Below are 15,968 nucleotides of genomic sequence, written 5' to 3' on the forward strand. Positions count from 1 at the left end.
GAGCGGGCGGATGGAGCGTCTCAAGCTGAAGGCCGTGCTGGGCAGTCATCCCCATGTCCAGGCGGTGAAGAGCGGTGAGCTCCGCTCCGACCTCTTCGATCTCGACTTCATCGAGTACACGCCGACCAACACGGCGTTCAAGCCAATGGTGCGCGAGCAGGCCTTCGACGTCTGCGAGATGGCGATCGTCACCTATCTGATGGCGAAGGCGCACGGCAAGCCGCTGGTGCTGCTGCCGGCGACCATGATGGGTCGCTTCCAGCATTCCTACGCGCTCTATAATCCAGCACATGGAACGGTCGGGCCGTCCGATCTCGAGGGCAAGCGCGTCGGCATCCGCTCCTTCACGACGACGACCGGCGCGTGGATCAGGGGCATCCTCGCCAACGACTACGGCGTCAATCTCGACAAGATCAAGTGGGTGACCTTCGAGGACCCGCACGTTGCCGAATATGTCGACACCACCGAGCGCGCGCCGAAGGACAAGAAGGTCTTGCAGATGCTGCTCGACGGAGAGCTCGATGCTGTCCTCGGCGAGACCTCTGACAATCCCAAGCTGAAGCCGCTGTTTCCCGATCCGGCGGCGGAAGCCGCCAAATGGTACGCCCGGCGCGGTGTCGTGCCGGTCAATCATCTCGTGGTCGTGACCGGGCAGCTGGCGAAATCGCGGCCCGACGTGGTCGCGGGCGTCTATGATCTGCTCAAGCGGAACAAGGAGCAGGTGGGGCCGGCGGCGACACCCGACCTCGTTCCGTTCGGGATCGAAGCCAACAGGAAATCGCTGGAGCTGATCGTCGACTACGCATTCCAGCAGGCGCTGATCCCGCGCCGCTATGCGGTCGAGGATCTGTTCGACGAAACGATTCGAGGACTGAACTGATGGCGGATCCGAAACGATGGCAGATCGGGCTGGTCGGCTATGGCGAGGTCGGCCGGATTTTGGCCGAGGATTTGCGCCAGCAGGACATCAAGGTCTCAGCCTATGACATCAAGCTCGGTGGCGAGCAGGGCGCGTCGCTGGAGGAGCATGCGGCGAAATTCGGCGTGACGCTCGTGGCCTCTCATGCCGAGCTGACCGCGAAATCCGATTTCATCATCTCAGCGGTCACCGCGAGCCAGGCCGTACCGGTGGCAAAGGCGTGCGCGTCCGCAATCAACCAGGGCACCTGGTTCCTCGATTTCAACTCGGCCTCTCCGGGCGCAAAGCAGCGCGCCGCTGCGCTGATCGATGGCGCGGCCGGGCGATACGTCGAGGGCGCAGTCATGACCACGGTGCCGCCTTATCGCATCAAGGTGCCGTTGCTGCTCGGCGGTCCCGGCGCGAAGGAGTTGGAGCCGCTGTTGAACGCGATCGGCTTTGCCGCGAAGGTCGCCAGCGACAAGCTCGGTGTGTCCTCGGCGGTGAAGATGTGCCGCAGCATCATGATCAAGGGCCTGGAAGCCATGGTCATCGAGAGCTTCACCACCGCGCGCGCCTATGGCGTCGAGGATGCCGTGCTGGCGTCATTGGCGGAAACCTTTCCTGCGATCAACTGGGAGAAGCAGGGCGCCTATTTCTTCCAGCGCGTGATCGAGCACGGCCGCCGCCGTGCCGAGGAGGTGCGTGAGGTCGCCGAGACCGTGCGCGAGGCGGGGCTGACGCCGTGGTCGGCGCAGGGCACGGCCGAGCGTCAGGCCTGGGTGGCCGATCTCGCCGATGAAGGGGTGTTCGGAACGAAGGGAACCCAGGAGTTCGCCCGCAGCGCCGACTGGCGCACCGAGGCGGATCGAATCCTGGCGAAGATCAATCGCGCGAAATAGCGCGGCTCCAGTTCAGGACTTTGTCGCACCGCCGCCCGTGAGCTCGTCACGGGCACGCTCGATCAGCGCCATCAGGTTCTCGGCCTTGCGCACCAGCCGATCGCTCGCCGTTTCGGTACGGAATTCGGCGCGGATCGCACGAATGCACTTGTCGGCGGTATCGAGCGTCAGGAGCGCGCGCGTCAACTCATCCTGGGTCTGGACGGCAGCAAGATCGAAGTCCGACAGGACATGCCCGATGCCGTCGAGCCGCTTCATGGCGGCCTCGGCGGGCGTCTTCGCTCGAATGGAATGGTAGTCGATGCTGCTGAATGCGCTGAACACGTCCATGCTTTCCCCGTTCAATGCAGACTTCAGTGCAGGCTTACTGGGACCGGCACCGCGGGACTTGCAATGCGCGCAGCTATCGGGATTCCGGAGAGAGTCTGCTATCCGGGATAGTACCGGATTCGGAGTTTGAGAATGGCGAGCGGTATTATCGGACGGAAATGGCGCGGCGATCGGTCGCGTTTCAATGCAGATATGCGTGGAGCGCCGTTCAGGGGCCAGGGCGGAACAGAGTAGGCCGCTGCCGCGCAAAGGTCTGGCGGCCGCGCTTGAAGCCCATCACGATATCCGGCAGCTCGGCGATGGCGGAGCGGCTGTCTTGGGTGTCGAGCACGATGAGATCGGCGGGGTTGCCGACCTTGATGCCGTAATCGCCGAGGTTCATCAGCCGCGCCGGCAATGCGGTCACCAGATCAAGGCAGGTGTCGAAATCGCCAACCGAAGCGTGCGCGACGTTGGCGTAGAAGTTCGCCATCCGCAGCAGCGAGGCATCGCCGAACGGCGTGAATGGATTGAGCACGTTGTTGGTCGCGACCGAGCACAGCACGCCGTCGCCCGCGAGCTTGTGGGCGAGCGTCAATCCGCGCGGAACGTTGTGGGTGGCCTCGCGTCCCATCAAATAGAGATCGGTCGCGGGCAGCACGGTGACGGCAACGCCGGCTTTCGCCAGTTGCACGGTGGCAGCCTTCATCCGCTCCGGCGGCAAGGCCGAGAGTTTTGTCGCGTGGCCGATCGCGACGCGGCCGCCGTAGTTCCGCCGCTCGGTCTGCCGGCAGACCTCGTCGAGGTGCGACCAGGAGGGATCGAGATCGAAATCGAGATGGAGATCGACGTCGACGTCGAACTTCTGCGCGAGGTCGAAGATGCGCTCGAGCTGTGCGGCTGGATCGGAGTCGGTATAGGGACAGCCGCCGATCACCTCGCCACCGTCACGCAAGGCCTGGACCAGCAGGTCCTCAGCTCCGGGATCGTTGGTCAAGCCTTCCTGGGGAAACACGCAGAGCGACAGGTCGATCGCCCAGGCGTAATCGCGCCTCAGCGCCTTCACCGCCTCGAAGCTGCGCAGGCCGATCCGCGGATCGATCTCGACATGCGTGCGCATCCGCGTCGTGCCGTGCACGATGGCGCGCTCGAGCACCTTGGCGCCGCGCGCATAGACGTCCTCGACGGTGAAGTCGCGCTTCATCGCCGACACGGTCCGGATGGCGTCGCCGAGACTGCCGTGGTCATGGCCGCAGCGGTCGAGCAGGCAGGCCTTGTCGAGATGGATATGGGTGTCGACGAAGCCGGGCAGGGCGAGGTGTCCGCCGACATCGACCTCGACGGCGTCGCAGGCGAGCTTCGGCTCGATTGCCGCGATCCTGTCGCCCTTCACGCCGACATCGACGGGGCTGGAGGCACCACGCAACAGGGCGTTGCGAAAGATCAGGTCGAAGGCGGATTGGGTGGTCATGGCTTCTTGCGGGCGGAATTTAGAGCAATCGGCAGGAATCGTCGGCTCCAGATTGTCGGCAGTGTAGCGAGGGAAATGTTCAAAATATATGCAGGTATTCTCCGGAAGCGGCTGTAGACTTCCGCAAAACCCGGGGAGAGCTTGCCATGTCCGCCGCCGCCATAGCCGAAACCGCGCAATTGTCCGATGCCGCGATCGTGGAAGCCTATCTCACGGCATCGATGATCCCCGATCCCGACGCCGCGGCGGTGTATATGGCGCCGGGCACGGTGATCACCTTCACCGGCGGGCGCGAGTTCGATCATCCGCGCGGCCCGACCGGCTTCAACGCCAAGCGCTACCGCTGGGTCAAGAAGAAGATGGAGCGGTTCGACGTCTGCCCCGGCGATAGTGAGACCGTGGTCTACAGCGTCGGCACGCTCTACGGCGAATGGAAGGATGGCACCACCTTCGAGGGCAACCGTTACGTCGACCGCTTCGTGGTTCGGAATGGCAAGATCACCAAGATCGACGTCTGGAACGACAGCGCCGAGCGCATCCTGGTCCAGCGCGGCATCGAGGCGTAAGGGCTGTCCCGGCGCTTGAGGCCGGGTCGCTTCGGCGGAGACGAACGCCACCATATCGCAAGCCGCGATAGCTGATAGGCGCAGGCTCGTCTGGCGGCTGGCGCGCGGCTGCGCTATCAACTCTCGTAATCGCGCCCGGGATGGAGGCGCGAGCCCCCCTTTGAGGAGTTGTCGATGCGCTTGCCCACCGTTGTCCTCGCCTTGACCTGTCTTGCGGGCGCAGCTTCAGCCGAAGACCTGTCGGGCACGCTCCAGAAGGTCAAGGAGACGAAGAAGATCACGCTGGGCTACCAGGAGGCCTCGGTCCCGTTCAGCTATCTCGATGGAAACCAGAAGCCGGTCGGCTTCGCCATGGACATCTGCCTCAAGATCGTCGACGCCGTGAAGAAGCAGCTGGGCATGCCCGACATCGCCGTCGATTATCTCGCCGTGACGTCGTCGAACCGCATTCCGCTGATGGTCAACGGGACGCTCGACCTGCATTGCTCGGCGACCACCAACAACGCCGATCGCCAGAAGCAAGTCGCTTTCACCAACACGCACTTCCTCAGCGCGACGCGGTTCGCGGCGAAGAAAGCCGCAAAGATCAACAGCATCGACGATCTCAAGGGCAAGGCGGTGACGGCGGTGGCCGGCTCGGTCAACCTGACCCAGCTCGCCAAGGTCAACACCGAGCGCAATCTCGGCATCAATGTGATGCCGGCCAAGGACCAGGCGGAAGCCTTCCTGCTGCTGGAGACCGACCGTGCCCAGGCCTACGCGCTCGACGACGTGCAGCTCGCGGTCGCGATCGCGCGCTCGAAGGAGCCGGGCCTCTTCATGATCAGCGAGGAGACGTTCTCGAAGCCGGAGCCCTACGGCATCATGCTGCGGCGAGAGGATGCGCCGTTCAAGGCGCTCGCCGATCGCGCGACCGCGGAGCTTTATGCGACCCCGGAAATCGAGGTGCTCTACAAGAGGTGGCTGGAATCGCCGACGCCGCCGAACGGCCTCAACTACAACGTCCCGATGTCGGGCGCCTTGCGCAACGCCTTCAAGAAGCCGAGCTCCAGCTACGATCCGGACGTGTATCTGGCGAACTGAGGCGAGGGGCCGCGCTGGCCTGCTTGCGATCGCGGTGCGTGCTGTTGCGCCCTCGCCCCTTGCGGGAGAGGGCAGCTCCGCTGGTCAACACGAATTCGCTTGGGTGAGGGGTCTGTCTCCGTGGATGGAGACCCCTCATCCGGCGCGCTACGCGCGCCACCTTCTCCCACAAGGGGAGAAGGGAAGGGCAACTGCTTCCGTCGCTTTGCGACTAGAGTGCAAAAACCTCAAGCGTTCGAATATTTCTTCAGTTCGAACCGGGCGATCTGATTCCGGTGCACTTCGTCCGGGCCATCGGCAAGACGCAGCAAACGTGCCGTCGCATAGGCCTGTGTCAAACCGAAATCGTTCGAGGTGCCGCCACCACCGTGCGCCTGGATCGCCCAGTCGATGATCTGGCAGGCCATGTTGGGCACGGCGACCTTGATCATCGCGATCTCGGCCTTCGCAACCTTGTTGCCGACGGTGTCCATGGCGTAAGCGGCATTCAGCGTCAGCAGCCGTGCCTGCTCGATCATGATGCGGGCTTTCGCAATGCGCTCCTGCGTCACGGTCTGCTCCGAGACCGGCTTGCCGAAGGCGACGCGGCTGCGCACCCGGCGGCACATCTTTTCCAGCGTGCGTTCGGAAAGGCCGATCAGCCGCATGCAGTGGTGGATGCGGCCCGGGCCGAGGCGGCCCTGCGCGATCTCGAAGCCGCGCCCTTCGCCGAGCAACATGTTGTCCTTGGGCACCCGGACATTGGTGAAGACGACCTCGGAGGCGCGGTCGGGCACGCCGTAGAAGCCGAATACGGGTAGCGGCCGCTTCACCTCGATGCCCGGCGTGTCCATCGGCACCAGGATCATGGATTGCTGCTTGTGCCGGTCCGGATTGTCAGGATCGGTCTTGCCCATGAAGATGCAGATCTTGCAGCGCGGGTCGGTCGCGTTGGTGGTGTACCATTTGCGCCCGTTGACGACGTAATGGTCGCCGTCGCGCACGATCGAGCTTTCGATGTTGGTTGCGTCGGACGACGCCACCGCCGGCTCGGTCATGGCGAAGCAGGAGCGGATCTCGCCCGCGAGCAGCGGCTTCAGCCAGCGCTCCTTGTCCTTCTCCGTGCCGTAGCGCTCCAGCACTTCCATGTTGCCGGTGTCGGGCGCCGAGCAGTTGAACACTTCCGGCGCAAGATGCGAGCGGCCCATGACCTCGCAGAGCGGGGCATAGTCGAGATTGGAAAGGCCCGCGCCGTGGCTCGACTCCGGCAGGAACAGATTCCAGAGGCCTTCCGCGCGCGCCAGCGGCTTCAATTCCTCGACGACGGGATAGACCTTCCACGGTCCGAGCTCTTCCGCCTCGCGATAGAAGCGCTCTTCGTTCGGATAGATGTGCCGGTCCATGAAACTTTCGAGCTTGCGCTTGAGCTCGACGACTTTGGGCGACATCGGGTAGAGCATCTCTGGTCTCCTTGCTCGGTGGACGGCGCGGGCTTCAGCGCGATCGCGCGTCGCTTCAAGCGACGCGATAGTCCCTAAACTTCTCGCGCAGCGCGGATTTGAGCACCTTGCCCGTGCCGGTCATCGGAAATTCGTCGAGGAATTCGACGGCGTCCGGCAGCCACCAGCTTGCGACCTTCGGGCGCATGTGGTCGAGCAGCGTCTTGCCATCGACGGTTGCTCCCTTTTTGCGGACGACGAGGAGCAGGGGACGTTCCTGCCATTTTTCGTGGTTGATTGCGACCACGGCGGCCTGCAGCACATCGGGATGAGACAGCGCGGCGTCCTCGAGCTGGATCGAGGAGATCCATTCGCCGCCGGACTTGATGACGTCCTTGGAGCGGTCGGTGAGCGTGACGTGGCCTTGGGGATCGATCACGGCCATGTCGCCAGTGATGAGCCAGCCGTCGCGGTCGAGGCCCTCGTCGAGCTTCATGTAGCCGGAGGCGACCCACGGGCCACGCGCGCGCAAATGGCCGACCGTCTTGCCGTCGCGTGGCAGCTCAACGCCGCCATCGTCGACGATGCGCAAGGCGGTGCCGAAGCAGGCGCGGCCCGAGACCTGGCGCCGGTCGAATTTCTCCTTGTCGCCGAGATGCTCCGAGCCGGGCCGCAAGCCCGGCATCGAGCAACCCAGGGCCTCGGTCATGCCCCATGCCTGGATGTAGTCGATGTCATACTCGCGCTTCAGCTTCTCGACCATGGCGCGCGGCGGCGCCGAGCCCGACGACAGCGTGGCGCGCAGCGTCGAGAATTTGTTGCCGGTGCGGCCCAGCCAGTCGAGCAGGATCAGCCAGAAGCTCGGCACGCCCGCCGACAGCGTCACCTTCTCGCCTTCGAGCAGCTCGTAGAGCTTGTCGGGCTCGTAGTTGCGGCCGGGCAGCACCAGCTTCGATCCGGTATAGGGCGCGGTGAACGGCATGTTCCAGCCGTTGCCGTGGAAGAGCGGCGCCATCGGCATCATCACCTCGCGCACGCCTTCGACATGTCCCGGCAGGAAGTCGAAATTGCAGCAGGTCATGGTCTGGAGGATTGCGGCGCGGTGCGAATAGATCACGCCCTTGGGGTTGTCCGTCGTGCCCGAGGTGTAGCAGATGGTGGATGCGGATTTCTCGTCGAATTCCGGCCAGGCGAAGCCGGCATCATTCTCCTTGTCGAGAAGATCCTCGTAGCAATGCACGTTCGCAAGTTTCGTCTCCGGCATCCGTTCGCGCGAGGACATCACGACATAGGCCTCGATCGTCGTCAGCTGCGGCGCGATCGCTTCCACGATCGGCAGCGTGGCGCGGTCGATGAACAGCAGGCGGTCCTCGGCGTGGTTGATGATGTAGACGAGCTGTTCGGGAAACAGTCGCGGGTTGATGGTGTGCAGCACATAGCCCATGCCCGGCGCGGCATAGAACATCTCGAAATGGCGATGGGTATTCCACGCCAGTGTGCCGACGCGGTCCCCACGCTTCATGCCGAGCCGCTTCAAGGCCAGTGCCATGCGCTTGATGCGCGGATGGGCGTCCGCATAGGTATAGCGATGGATGTCGCCCTCGATCTCGCGGGCGACGACCTCGGCTTCGCCGTGATAGTCGGCGGCATACTGGATCAAGCCGCTGATCAGGAGCGGCATGTCCATCATCAATCCCTGCATGGTCTCCTCCACAGCCACGTCGTTGCGTGGCCTACGCTTGTGATTTGAGCTCAGCGTAGCGGAACGCCGCGCGGCGTTCACGCAAAAAGCGGCGAGCGCGATTGCATGCGTCGCTTTTTCGGGGCTAACCTGATGCAGGCTGTCCGCGAAGCCGCGTCCGCCGTGGAGGAGATTGATGTCAGCGGAAAAACACAAGACCGGCGCAACCGGCGAACCTACCATTGACGTTGCCGCACTCCGCGCCCGCTATCGCGACGAGCGCGATCGTCGTCTGCGCGCGGAAGGCAAGGCGCAATATGTCGAGGTGACCGGTGATTTCGGCCGCTACCTCGACGATCCCTGGGCCGATGCCGGATTTGCGCGCGAAGCCGTTAGCGAACAGACGGAAGTGCTCATCGTCGGCGGCGGCTTCGGCGGCCTGCTCTGCGGCGCGCGGTTGCGCGACGCCGGCATCGACGATTTCCGCATCGTGGAAAAGGCCGCCGACTTCGGCGGCACCTGGTACTGGAATCGCTATCCCGGCGCGGCCTGCGATACCGAGAGTTACATCTATCTCCCGCTGCTGGAGGAGACCGGCTACATGCCGGTGCGCAAATATGCGCGGGCGCCGGAGATCTACGAACATTCCCGCCGCATCGGCCGTCACTTCGGCCTCTACGAACGCGCGTTGTTTCAGACCGTCATCTCGCGGATGGAATGGCGCGAGCAGGAGGGGCGTTGGCTGGTCGAGACCGATCGCGGCGATCGCATCCGTGCGCGCTTCGTCATCCTCGCCGGCGGGCCGCTGAGCCGGCCGAAGCTGCCGGGCATTCCCGGAATCGAGACGTTCAGGGGACACAGCTTCCATACCAGCCGCTGGGATTACGGCTACACCGGCGGCACAGCGGATGGTGGTCTGACCGGACTTGCCGACAAGCGGGTCGGCATCATCGGCACCGGCGCCACCGCCGTGCAATGCGTGCCGCATCTCGGCCGCTCCGCGAAGGAGCTCTATGTCTTCCAGCGGACGCCATCGGCGATCGGCGTGCGCGACGACCGTCCGACGGAAGACGCCTGGGTGCAAAGTCTCAAGTCCGGCTGGCAGCGCGAGCGCATGGACAATTTCACCGCCGTGATCTCGGGCGAGCCGTTCGAACGGGACCTGGTGCAGGACGGCTGGACCGGATTGCTCGGCGAGATATTGCTGGCGCCGCGCCGCCAGAAGCAGCCGGTGACCTCGATGGAGGAAGCACTGAAGGTCATCGAGCAGGCCGACTACCGCAAGATGGAGGAGATCCGCGCGCGCGTCGATGCCGTGGTCAAGGACGAAGCGGCCGCGGCGGCGCTCAAGCCCTGGTACAAGGCGTTCTGCAAGCGGCCGTGCTTCCACGACGAATATCTCGGCACCTTCAATCGCCCCAACGTGCATCTCGTCGACACCAAAGGTCAGGGCGTCGAGCGCATCACCGAAAACGCCGTTGTCGTCGACGGCAAGCCCTACGGGCTCGACTGCCTGATCTACGCCAGCGGCTTCGAGGTCGGCACCGACTATGCGCGCCGCATGGGCTTCGAGGTCTACGGGCGCGACGGCTTGAGCCTGTCCGAACGCTGGCGCGACGGCGTCAAGACGCTGCATGGCTTCTACAGCCGCGGCTTTCCGAATTGCTTCCTGATCGTGACGGTGCAGGCCGGCCAGAGCGCCAACTTCCCGCACATCATCGACGAGCAGTCGCAGCACATCGCCTACGTCATTGCCGAGGCGCGCAAGCGCAAGACGCGGACGCTGGAGCCGACGCTCGCCGCCGAGAACGCCTGGGTCGAGGAGGTCGTCAAGGCCGCGGTCGGCCGCCAGACCTATCTCGCCGAATGCACGCCCGGCTATTACAACAATGAGGGCGTGTTCGATCCGGTCGCGGCAAGAAACAGCCAATATTGGCGCGGGCCGGTGGCGTTCCTGCGGCTGCTCGACAAATGGCGCAAGGAGGGCAATCTGGATGGTCTGGAAATGACCTATGGGACCGCGGAGGCGGGCGGCTCCCCGTTTCCGGCGTGAGTGGCATGATCCCGGCACCATCGGGCGCCACCCGGCTCTACGTCATCATCGGCGATCCCATCGTGCAGGTGCGCTCGCCTGCGGGCGTGAGCGCCGCCTTCGCCGCCCGCGGCCATGACGGCATTCTCGTGCCCGTTCAGGTCGCGCCGGCGGATTTGCCGGATTTCCTCTCGGTGGCAACGCGGCTGAAGAACCTCGACGGCATCGTCGTGACCATCCCGCACAAATTCGCCTGCTACGAGGCCTGCGCGAGCGCGACGCAGCGCGCCCATTTCCTGCGCACCGTGAACCTGATGCGCCGCCGCGCCGATGGTTCGTGGCACGGCGACATGGTGGATGGTCTGGGCTTCGTCGGCGCGGCGCGGGCGAAGGGGATCGAACCCAGCGGCATGCGGGCCCTTCTGGTGGGGGCGGGCGGCGCGGGGTCGGCGATCGCGCTGGCGCTGGTGGAGGCCGGTGTCAGCGAGCTTGCGATTCACGACAGCGCGATTGAGCGCCGCGACGCACTGATCGGCCGTCTCAACGGACTCGGTAAGGCGCCTGTGCGGGTTGGTTCGGAGGACCCGGCGGGCTTCGATTTCGTCGCCAATGCGACGCCGGCCGGGATGCGCGAGAGCGATCCGCTGCCGGTCGATGTCGCGCATCTTGCGCGGTCGGCCTATTGCGGCTGCGTGATCACAAGGCCTGAAGTGTCACCCTTCATCGCGGAGGCCCGCAAGCTCGGCTGCGTGACCGGGACCGGCACCGACATGTACGAGCAGCACCAGAGCATCATGGTGGATTTCCTGCTTCATCGCGATTAGGGCATCACCGGGGTGTCAAGAGGTCTTACCCGGACCGATGGCCTCGGACGGGGCTTGAGCGCGCGCAGGTGACGTAGGATCATGCGCCCGCGCGAGCCGGTCGCGTATGGCGGAGAGAGGACAATCGAATGATCAAGGGCAGGACAGTTGCGACGGCGGTGCTTGGTGCGACCGCGCTGCTTCTCTCTCTGGCAGCCGTGGCCGAGGCCGCACAATGCGGCAGCTCGCCGGCCGGCTTCGAGGCCTGGAAGCGCGAGTTCGGCGCGGAGGCGCAGGGCAAGGGCATCGGCCAGACCGCGATCTCGGCGTTGATGCAGACCAATTACGCCAGCGCCACCATCGCGGCCGACCGCGGCCAGCGCAGCTTCTCGCTGTCGCTCGACCAGTTCCTCGCCAAGCGCGGCGCCACCACCATCGTCGCCAAGGGGCGCCAGCTCAAGCAGTCGCAGGCCGCCTTGTTCGCCTCGATCCAGCAGCGCTATGGCGTCCCGCCGGGGCCATTGATCGCAATCTGGGGCATGGAGACCGGCTTCGGGAGCCAGCGCGGCAACCAGAACATGCTGTCGTCGATCGCAACCCTTGCGTATGACTGCCGCCGTCCCGAATTCTTCACCGACCAGCTCTATGCCGCGCTGAAGCTGATCGATCGCGGCACGCTGTCGGGGGCGACCCGCGGCTCCATGCATGGCGAGGTCGGCCAGACCCAGTTCATGCCCAAGAACATCCTGGCCTATGGCACCGGCAATCTCGAAGTTGCCGCCAACGCGCTGAACTCGACGGCGAATTTCCTCAAAGCCCATGGCTGGCGCGCGGGAGCCGGTTACCAGCCGGGCGAGCCGAACTTCGCCGCCATCGAGGCCTGGAATGCCGCCGGCGTCTATCAGAAGGCAATCGCGCTGATGGGGCGGCAGATCGACGAGGGGGGAGGGGCCGCCGCCTCGCGCTGACGGGAGCCTCGTTTCGAACGGGGCTCTCGATTCATGTTTTGACGCGTTTTCTCGAGGCGAATTGGCATCCACTTCGCTCGAAAACGCTCTAGCTCAGCAAGGCGTGATGCGTCGGCGCGAGAAAGTTGTTGCTATCAGGAACCGACGGCACGAGGTTTGCTTTGTTGGGGTTCAGGGCTGGGCATGAGGAGACTCAACATGGCAACCCAGATCGTGATGGACCAGACTGGCGACACGCGCCACGAGTTTGATCCTGGCAATGCCGAAGCGCTGGCGCAGGCCGAGCAGCGCTTCCGGGAACTGACCGGCGCCGGCTTCACTGCCGCGCTGCGGACCGGGCCCGGTGAAGTGACCCGTATCAGATCGTTCGATCCGACCGCGCACGAAACGCTGTTCTATCCCCGCCTGGTCGGCGGTTGATCTGAGCTGATCATGTTTGCGGCAGTCTGGCTCCGCGCGCCGGCGCGTGCGCGTCTGCACGCGTTGCGCGAACTCTATCGGCGCTTCTTCGGCGAGAACACGCCGGATGCTCGCGGCCGCCGGCTTCTGGCCGACTGGCTGTCGCCGGAGCAGCGCGCGCAGTTCGAGCAGCATCGCTATTTCGATGTCGTCGGCTGTGATACCGGCAAGACGTATCGCATTCACTATGGCACGGCCGCCAACGTCCATGAGATCGACTGCGAAGGGCGGGCGACGATGGGGTGGTGCTTCGTCCCGTCAGGTTTCCTCGTGCCGGGCGACGTCATGCTGGCGCAGAAGATCGCGCTCGAGACGGACGAGAGGGGCGCGATCGCGCTCGCCAACAGGTTTCCGCCTGCAACGCATTCGGAGCATTTTTACCGGCGGCCGTTCTAGCGCCGGGGGAGGTGCCGCTCAGTAATGCGTGGTGCGATAGGCATCCAGCGCATGCGCCGCAAAAACGCCGACGCTGCAAAGGGCGAGCAGGGCGGAGATCAGCTCAATCATAGCCCGTCCTCCCGTGGCGGCTGCGCGACGAGGTTCTGGCAGCAGGCATAGTCGTAGATCAGGTCCAGGAGGAATTGCATGGTGGCCGTCCCTGTTTGATTTTGACAACCACTAAAGCGGCCATCTGTTTCAGGGGTGTTTCGTCGCATCGGGAAAAGAGTTTCGCCGGGGAACCCTGGGTTGGCTTGTGCGCTGCGGGCCCGCTACATCCCGCTTTTTATTCAAGTCTTTCGGCCGCGTCTTCGGAGGCGGTGCATCACATTGCGAGGCAAAATCATGGCGCAGGTCGAGTGGTTCGGCGATCTTACCGTCGGAATGCGGTTCAAATCTCCGGAAGTTCAGGTCACCGAGGCCGACATCAAGCGTTTCGCGGCCGAGTTCGATCCGCAGCCGATGCATCTCGACCACGAGGCCGCCAAGGGGACCCTGTTCAGGGGGCTCGCTGCCTCGGGATGGCACACCGCCGCGATTGCCATGAATCTGGCGATCCAGGCCCGCCCGTTCGGCTCGCATCCGCTGATCGGCGCCGGTGTCGACGGCCTGCGCTGGACGATCCCGGTGCGGCCCAATGACCGCCTGCATCTCGTCGGCGAGGTCATGAGCCTGACGCCCTCGAAGTCGAAGCCTCAGGGGATCGCGCTGGTGAAATGGACGATGTTCAACCAGAGCGGCGAGGAGGTTTACACCTTTACCCCGATCGCGATCGTGCCGCGGCGGGAGCCGGAGGCATCGCCCGGCGCAGGCGCCTGAAGCCCTTGCGGGCCGCCGGCGGAGGTGGTCATCTCGGCCCGGGGAACACGCTGGAGGCCGACATGAAACGATTCCTTCTCGCCGCCGGGTTGCTTGCCGGCGCCTTGAGTGCCGGGCCGGCGTTCGCGCAACAATCCAAGGTCGGCGACTGGACCATCGAGAAGCGTACGCAGGACACGCATTGCAACGCGAGCCGTGGTTACAAGGACAAGGATGACGAGAACCGCGACTATGTCATCGTGATCACCTATTCCGACAAGGCGATCGTGATCGTGATGATCTACGACGGCTGGGAATGGGACAAGGTCGGCGAGATCCTCCGGGCCGACGTCGGCACCGACGACGCCGACATCATGAAGAAGGCCAAGTGGGAGGTCATGGACAAGACCACCGTGCGCGGCATCTTCGAGTATGATCAGTCGATCATGGACCGGCTGTCCAAGGCCAAGCGCCTCTCGCTCGACTTCGAGGACGACGACGAGGACAGCATCGAGATGCAGATTCCCCGCGCCGGCGAAGCGCTCGCCGCGCTGAAGTTCTGCGAGGAGAACCGGAAATAAGTTGCCGAAGCCGTCAGCATCGACGGCGATGAAACGCGTGGCAGCGAGCAGGCGCGTGACTCATCGCACACTGCCGGCGCGCTGTTCGTATTTATCCTAGTCTTTGGCGGAAACGTCCAAGCCGCACCCTGCGGTTGACGTTACGCAAGGACGATGTTCGATATTCCAGCATTTCGCTACAACGTTTTTTACTCGTCGAAGGCGGCCATTGACCGGCTCGTCTCCTGCGCCGGTTCCCGGAACGCGAGCTCTCGTTCTCGCACGGGCAACGCGCTGCTCGCGTCGTCCCACCAATGACGATCCTTCAGGCAAACCGGTTCTCGTCCCTCGTCGGCGAGATCTACGATGCGGCGGTCGACCCCGCGCTGCGCAGCGGCGCGCTGGAGCAGGTTTCGTATTTCGTCGGCGGCTGTGCCGCGACCATCCTGTCCAGGGATTCAGCCAGGCTCTCGATCGAGATCCATCAGCATTTTGGGACCGAGTTCCGCTTCCGCCAGCTTTATCGTGACCGATATGTGGAGCTCGACCCTCTGCTCGATCGTCATCTCGATCACGTGGCCGAGCAACCGATCGGCGTGACCGACATCATGCCCCATGCGGATTTCCTGGCGACGAGCTTCTATCGCGAGTGGGTGGAACCGCAAGGGGCGATAGACCTCGCGACCATCGCGCTCGAGAAGTCGGATGCGCGCACCACGATCTTGCAGGTGTTGCGCCACCGCTCTCGCGGAACCGTCGACGAGGCGATGCGCGAGCGCATGCGGCTGCTTGCTCCGCACATCCAGCGTTCCAGGATCATGGGCCGGCAGATCAGGGCCCGCTCGCACACGGTGGACGACCTTGCCGATGTCCTCGACGGACTCAGCACGGCGATCTGCCTGCTCGACGCGGACGGTCGGGTCGTTCATGCCAACGCGGCATGCCGCCAGCTGTTCGCCGATGCCAATCTGCTTGCCATGGTGGGCGACCGGATCGTGGCCCGCAACACCCAGGCCGACAAAATATTCCGCAGCCTGTACGAAATCGATAGAGGCAGCGGAACACATTCCGCCACTCGTCGTCAGATCGAGCTTGCGACGTCGGTTGACGGTCAGCATTATCTGCTCCATGCCTTTCCGCTGAAGCGGGATCGCAGCCTGCCGCGCGATATTGCAGCCACGGTGCTCCTGGTGCAAAGGGCATCGATGCTGCCAGTGCTCGCAGGCGATGCGATCGCGACGGCATTCAGGCTGACGCCGTCCGAACTGCGCGTGCTGATGGCCATCATCGAGATCGGCGGCGTTCCCGACATTGCGGCAAGGCTCGGCATCGCCGAGACGACGGTGAAGACGCATCTCGGTCGCCTGTTCGAGAAGACCGGCGCCGGCAGGCAGGCCGATCTCGTGAAGATCGCCGCCGGCTTTGCCGTGCCGTTCGCGCTGCGAACGAACGGCGATGACGTCGTGTGATCCATTTCACATCGTTTGCGGTTACGTTCGGCAATCTCAATCCATTGTGATGAATCGAGCTCTCGGGTCCTCCGAATGCAGGACGCGCGTCATTTCATACTTTCGTATATCGC

Annotated in this window: 16 protein-coding genes; 12 read left to right on the plus strand and 4 right to left on the minus strand. The window is 64.2% G+C overall.

What is annotated here, in order from left to right:
• Positions 1-10: 10 nt before the first annotated feature.
• Together RAD15_RS01625 and RAD15_RS01630 are read left to right on the plus strand one after the other, a co-directional pair.
• Complete coding sequence (locus RAD15_RS01625; RefSeq protein WP_458173720.1) at positions 11-880, plus strand: ABC transporter substrate-binding protein; 870 nt, start codon at positions 11-13, stop codon at positions 878-880.
• A complete protein-coding gene (locus RAD15_RS01630) occupies positions 880-1,800 on the plus strand; it encodes a DUF1932 domain-containing protein (protein ID WP_458173722.1) in 921 nt (306 codons plus the stop codon). The genes RAD15_RS01625 and RAD15_RS01630 overlap by 1 nt, the downstream gene beginning before the upstream one ends.
• Positions 1,801-1,812: 12 nt before the next feature.
• Here RAD15_RS01630 and RAD15_RS01635 read toward each other — a convergent pair whose 3' ends face one another.
• Both RAD15_RS01635 and RAD15_RS01640 read right to left on the minus strand, forming a co-directional pair.
• The gene (locus RAD15_RS01635) at positions 1,813-2,124 is read right to left on the minus strand and encodes a hypothetical protein (protein WP_458174969.1); all 312 of its coding nucleotides are present in this window, start codon (positions 2,122-2,124) and stop codon (positions 1,813-1,815) included.
• 214 nt (positions 2,125-2,338) lie between these two features.
• Positions 2,339-3,580, minus strand: a complete 1,242-nt coding sequence (locus tag RAD15_RS01640) for an amidohydrolase family protein (protein WP_458173724.1) — start codon at positions 3,578-3,580, stop codon at positions 2,339-2,341.
• Positions 3,581-3,726: 146 nt separating this feature from the next.
• On the opposite strand from RAD15_RS01640, the gene RAD15_RS01645 reads away from it, so the two are divergent.
• Positions 3,727-4,146: a nuclear transport factor 2 family protein gene (locus tag RAD15_RS01645; RefSeq protein WP_458173726.1), complete on the plus strand. Its 420-nt coding sequence runs from the start codon at positions 3,727-3,729 to the stop codon at positions 4,144-4,146.
• Positions 4,147-4,320: 174 nt separating this feature from the next.
• Positions 4,321-5,229, plus strand: a complete 909-nt coding sequence (locus tag RAD15_RS01650) for an amino acid ABC transporter substrate-binding protein (protein WP_458173728.1) — start codon at positions 4,321-4,323, stop codon at positions 5,227-5,229.
• 227 nt (positions 5,230-5,456) lie between these two features.
• Here RAD15_RS01650 and RAD15_RS01655 read toward each other — a convergent pair whose 3' ends face one another.
• Both RAD15_RS01655 and RAD15_RS01660 read right to left on the minus strand, forming a co-directional pair.
• Positions 5,457-6,668, minus strand: coding sequence for an acyl-CoA dehydrogenase family protein (locus RAD15_RS01655; RefSeq protein ID WP_458173730.1), 1,212 nt, complete (start codon positions 6,666-6,668; stop codon positions 5,457-5,459).
• Between the two features lie 55 nt (positions 6,669-6,723).
• Positions 6,724-8,349 carry a long-chain fatty acid--CoA ligase gene (locus RAD15_RS01660; protein ID WP_458173732.1) on the minus strand — a complete coding sequence of 542 codons (1,626 nt, stop codon included), beginning with the start codon at positions 8,347-8,349 and terminating at the stop codon, positions 6,724-6,726.
• A 175-nt stretch (positions 8,350-8,524) separates the two neighbouring features.
• On the opposite strand from RAD15_RS01660, the gene RAD15_RS01665 reads away from it, so the two are divergent.
• The 8 genes from RAD15_RS01665 to RAD15_RS01700 all read left to right on the plus strand — a co-directional run bounded on the left by RAD15_RS01665 (position 8,525) and on the right by RAD15_RS01700 (position 15,855).
• Positions 8,525-10,381 carry a flavin-containing monooxygenase gene (locus RAD15_RS01665; RefSeq protein WP_458173734.1) on the plus strand — a complete coding sequence of 619 codons (1,857 nt, stop codon included), beginning with the start codon at positions 8,525-8,527 and terminating at the stop codon, positions 10,379-10,381.
• 5 nt (positions 10,382-10,386) lie between these two features.
• Positions 10,387-11,184 (plus strand): shikimate dehydrogenase family protein, encoded by a 798-nt coding sequence (locus RAD15_RS01670; RefSeq protein WP_458173737.1) that lies wholly within the window; start codon positions 10,387-10,389, stop codon positions 11,182-11,184.
• A 128-nt stretch (positions 11,185-11,312) separates the two neighbouring features.
• The gene (locus RAD15_RS01675) at positions 11,313-12,131 is read left to right on the plus strand and encodes a lytic murein transglycosylase (protein ID WP_458173739.1); all 819 of its coding nucleotides are present in this window, start codon (positions 11,313-11,315) and stop codon (positions 12,129-12,131) included.
• Positions 12,132-12,329: 198 nt separating this feature from the next.
• Complete coding sequence (locus RAD15_RS01680) at positions 12,330-12,551, plus strand: hypothetical protein (RefSeq protein WP_458173741.1); 222 nt, start codon at positions 12,330-12,332, stop codon at positions 12,549-12,551.
• Between the two features lie 12 nt (positions 12,552-12,563).
• Complete coding sequence (locus tag RAD15_RS01685; protein WP_458173743.1) at positions 12,564-12,986, plus strand: hypothetical protein; 423 nt, start codon at positions 12,564-12,566, stop codon at positions 12,984-12,986.
• A gap of 387 nt (positions 12,987-13,373) precedes the next feature.
• Positions 13,374-13,847, plus strand: a complete 474-nt coding sequence (locus RAD15_RS01690) for a MaoC family dehydratase (RefSeq protein WP_458173745.1) — start codon at positions 13,374-13,376, stop codon at positions 13,845-13,847.
• A 62-nt stretch (positions 13,848-13,909) separates the two neighbouring features.
• On the plus strand, positions 13,910-14,407 hold the full coding sequence (locus tag RAD15_RS01695) for a hypothetical protein (RefSeq protein ID WP_458173747.1): 498 nt from the start codon (positions 13,910-13,912) through the stop codon (positions 14,405-14,407).
• Between the two features lie 293 nt (positions 14,408-14,700).
• Positions 14,701-15,855: a helix-turn-helix transcriptional regulator gene (locus tag RAD15_RS01700; protein ID WP_458173749.1), complete on the plus strand. Its 1,155-nt coding sequence runs from the start codon at positions 14,701-14,703 to the stop codon at positions 15,853-15,855.
• Positions 15,856-15,968: the final 113 nt, after the last annotated feature.

Source organism: Bradyrhizobium sp. 14AA, from assembly GCF_054185205.1.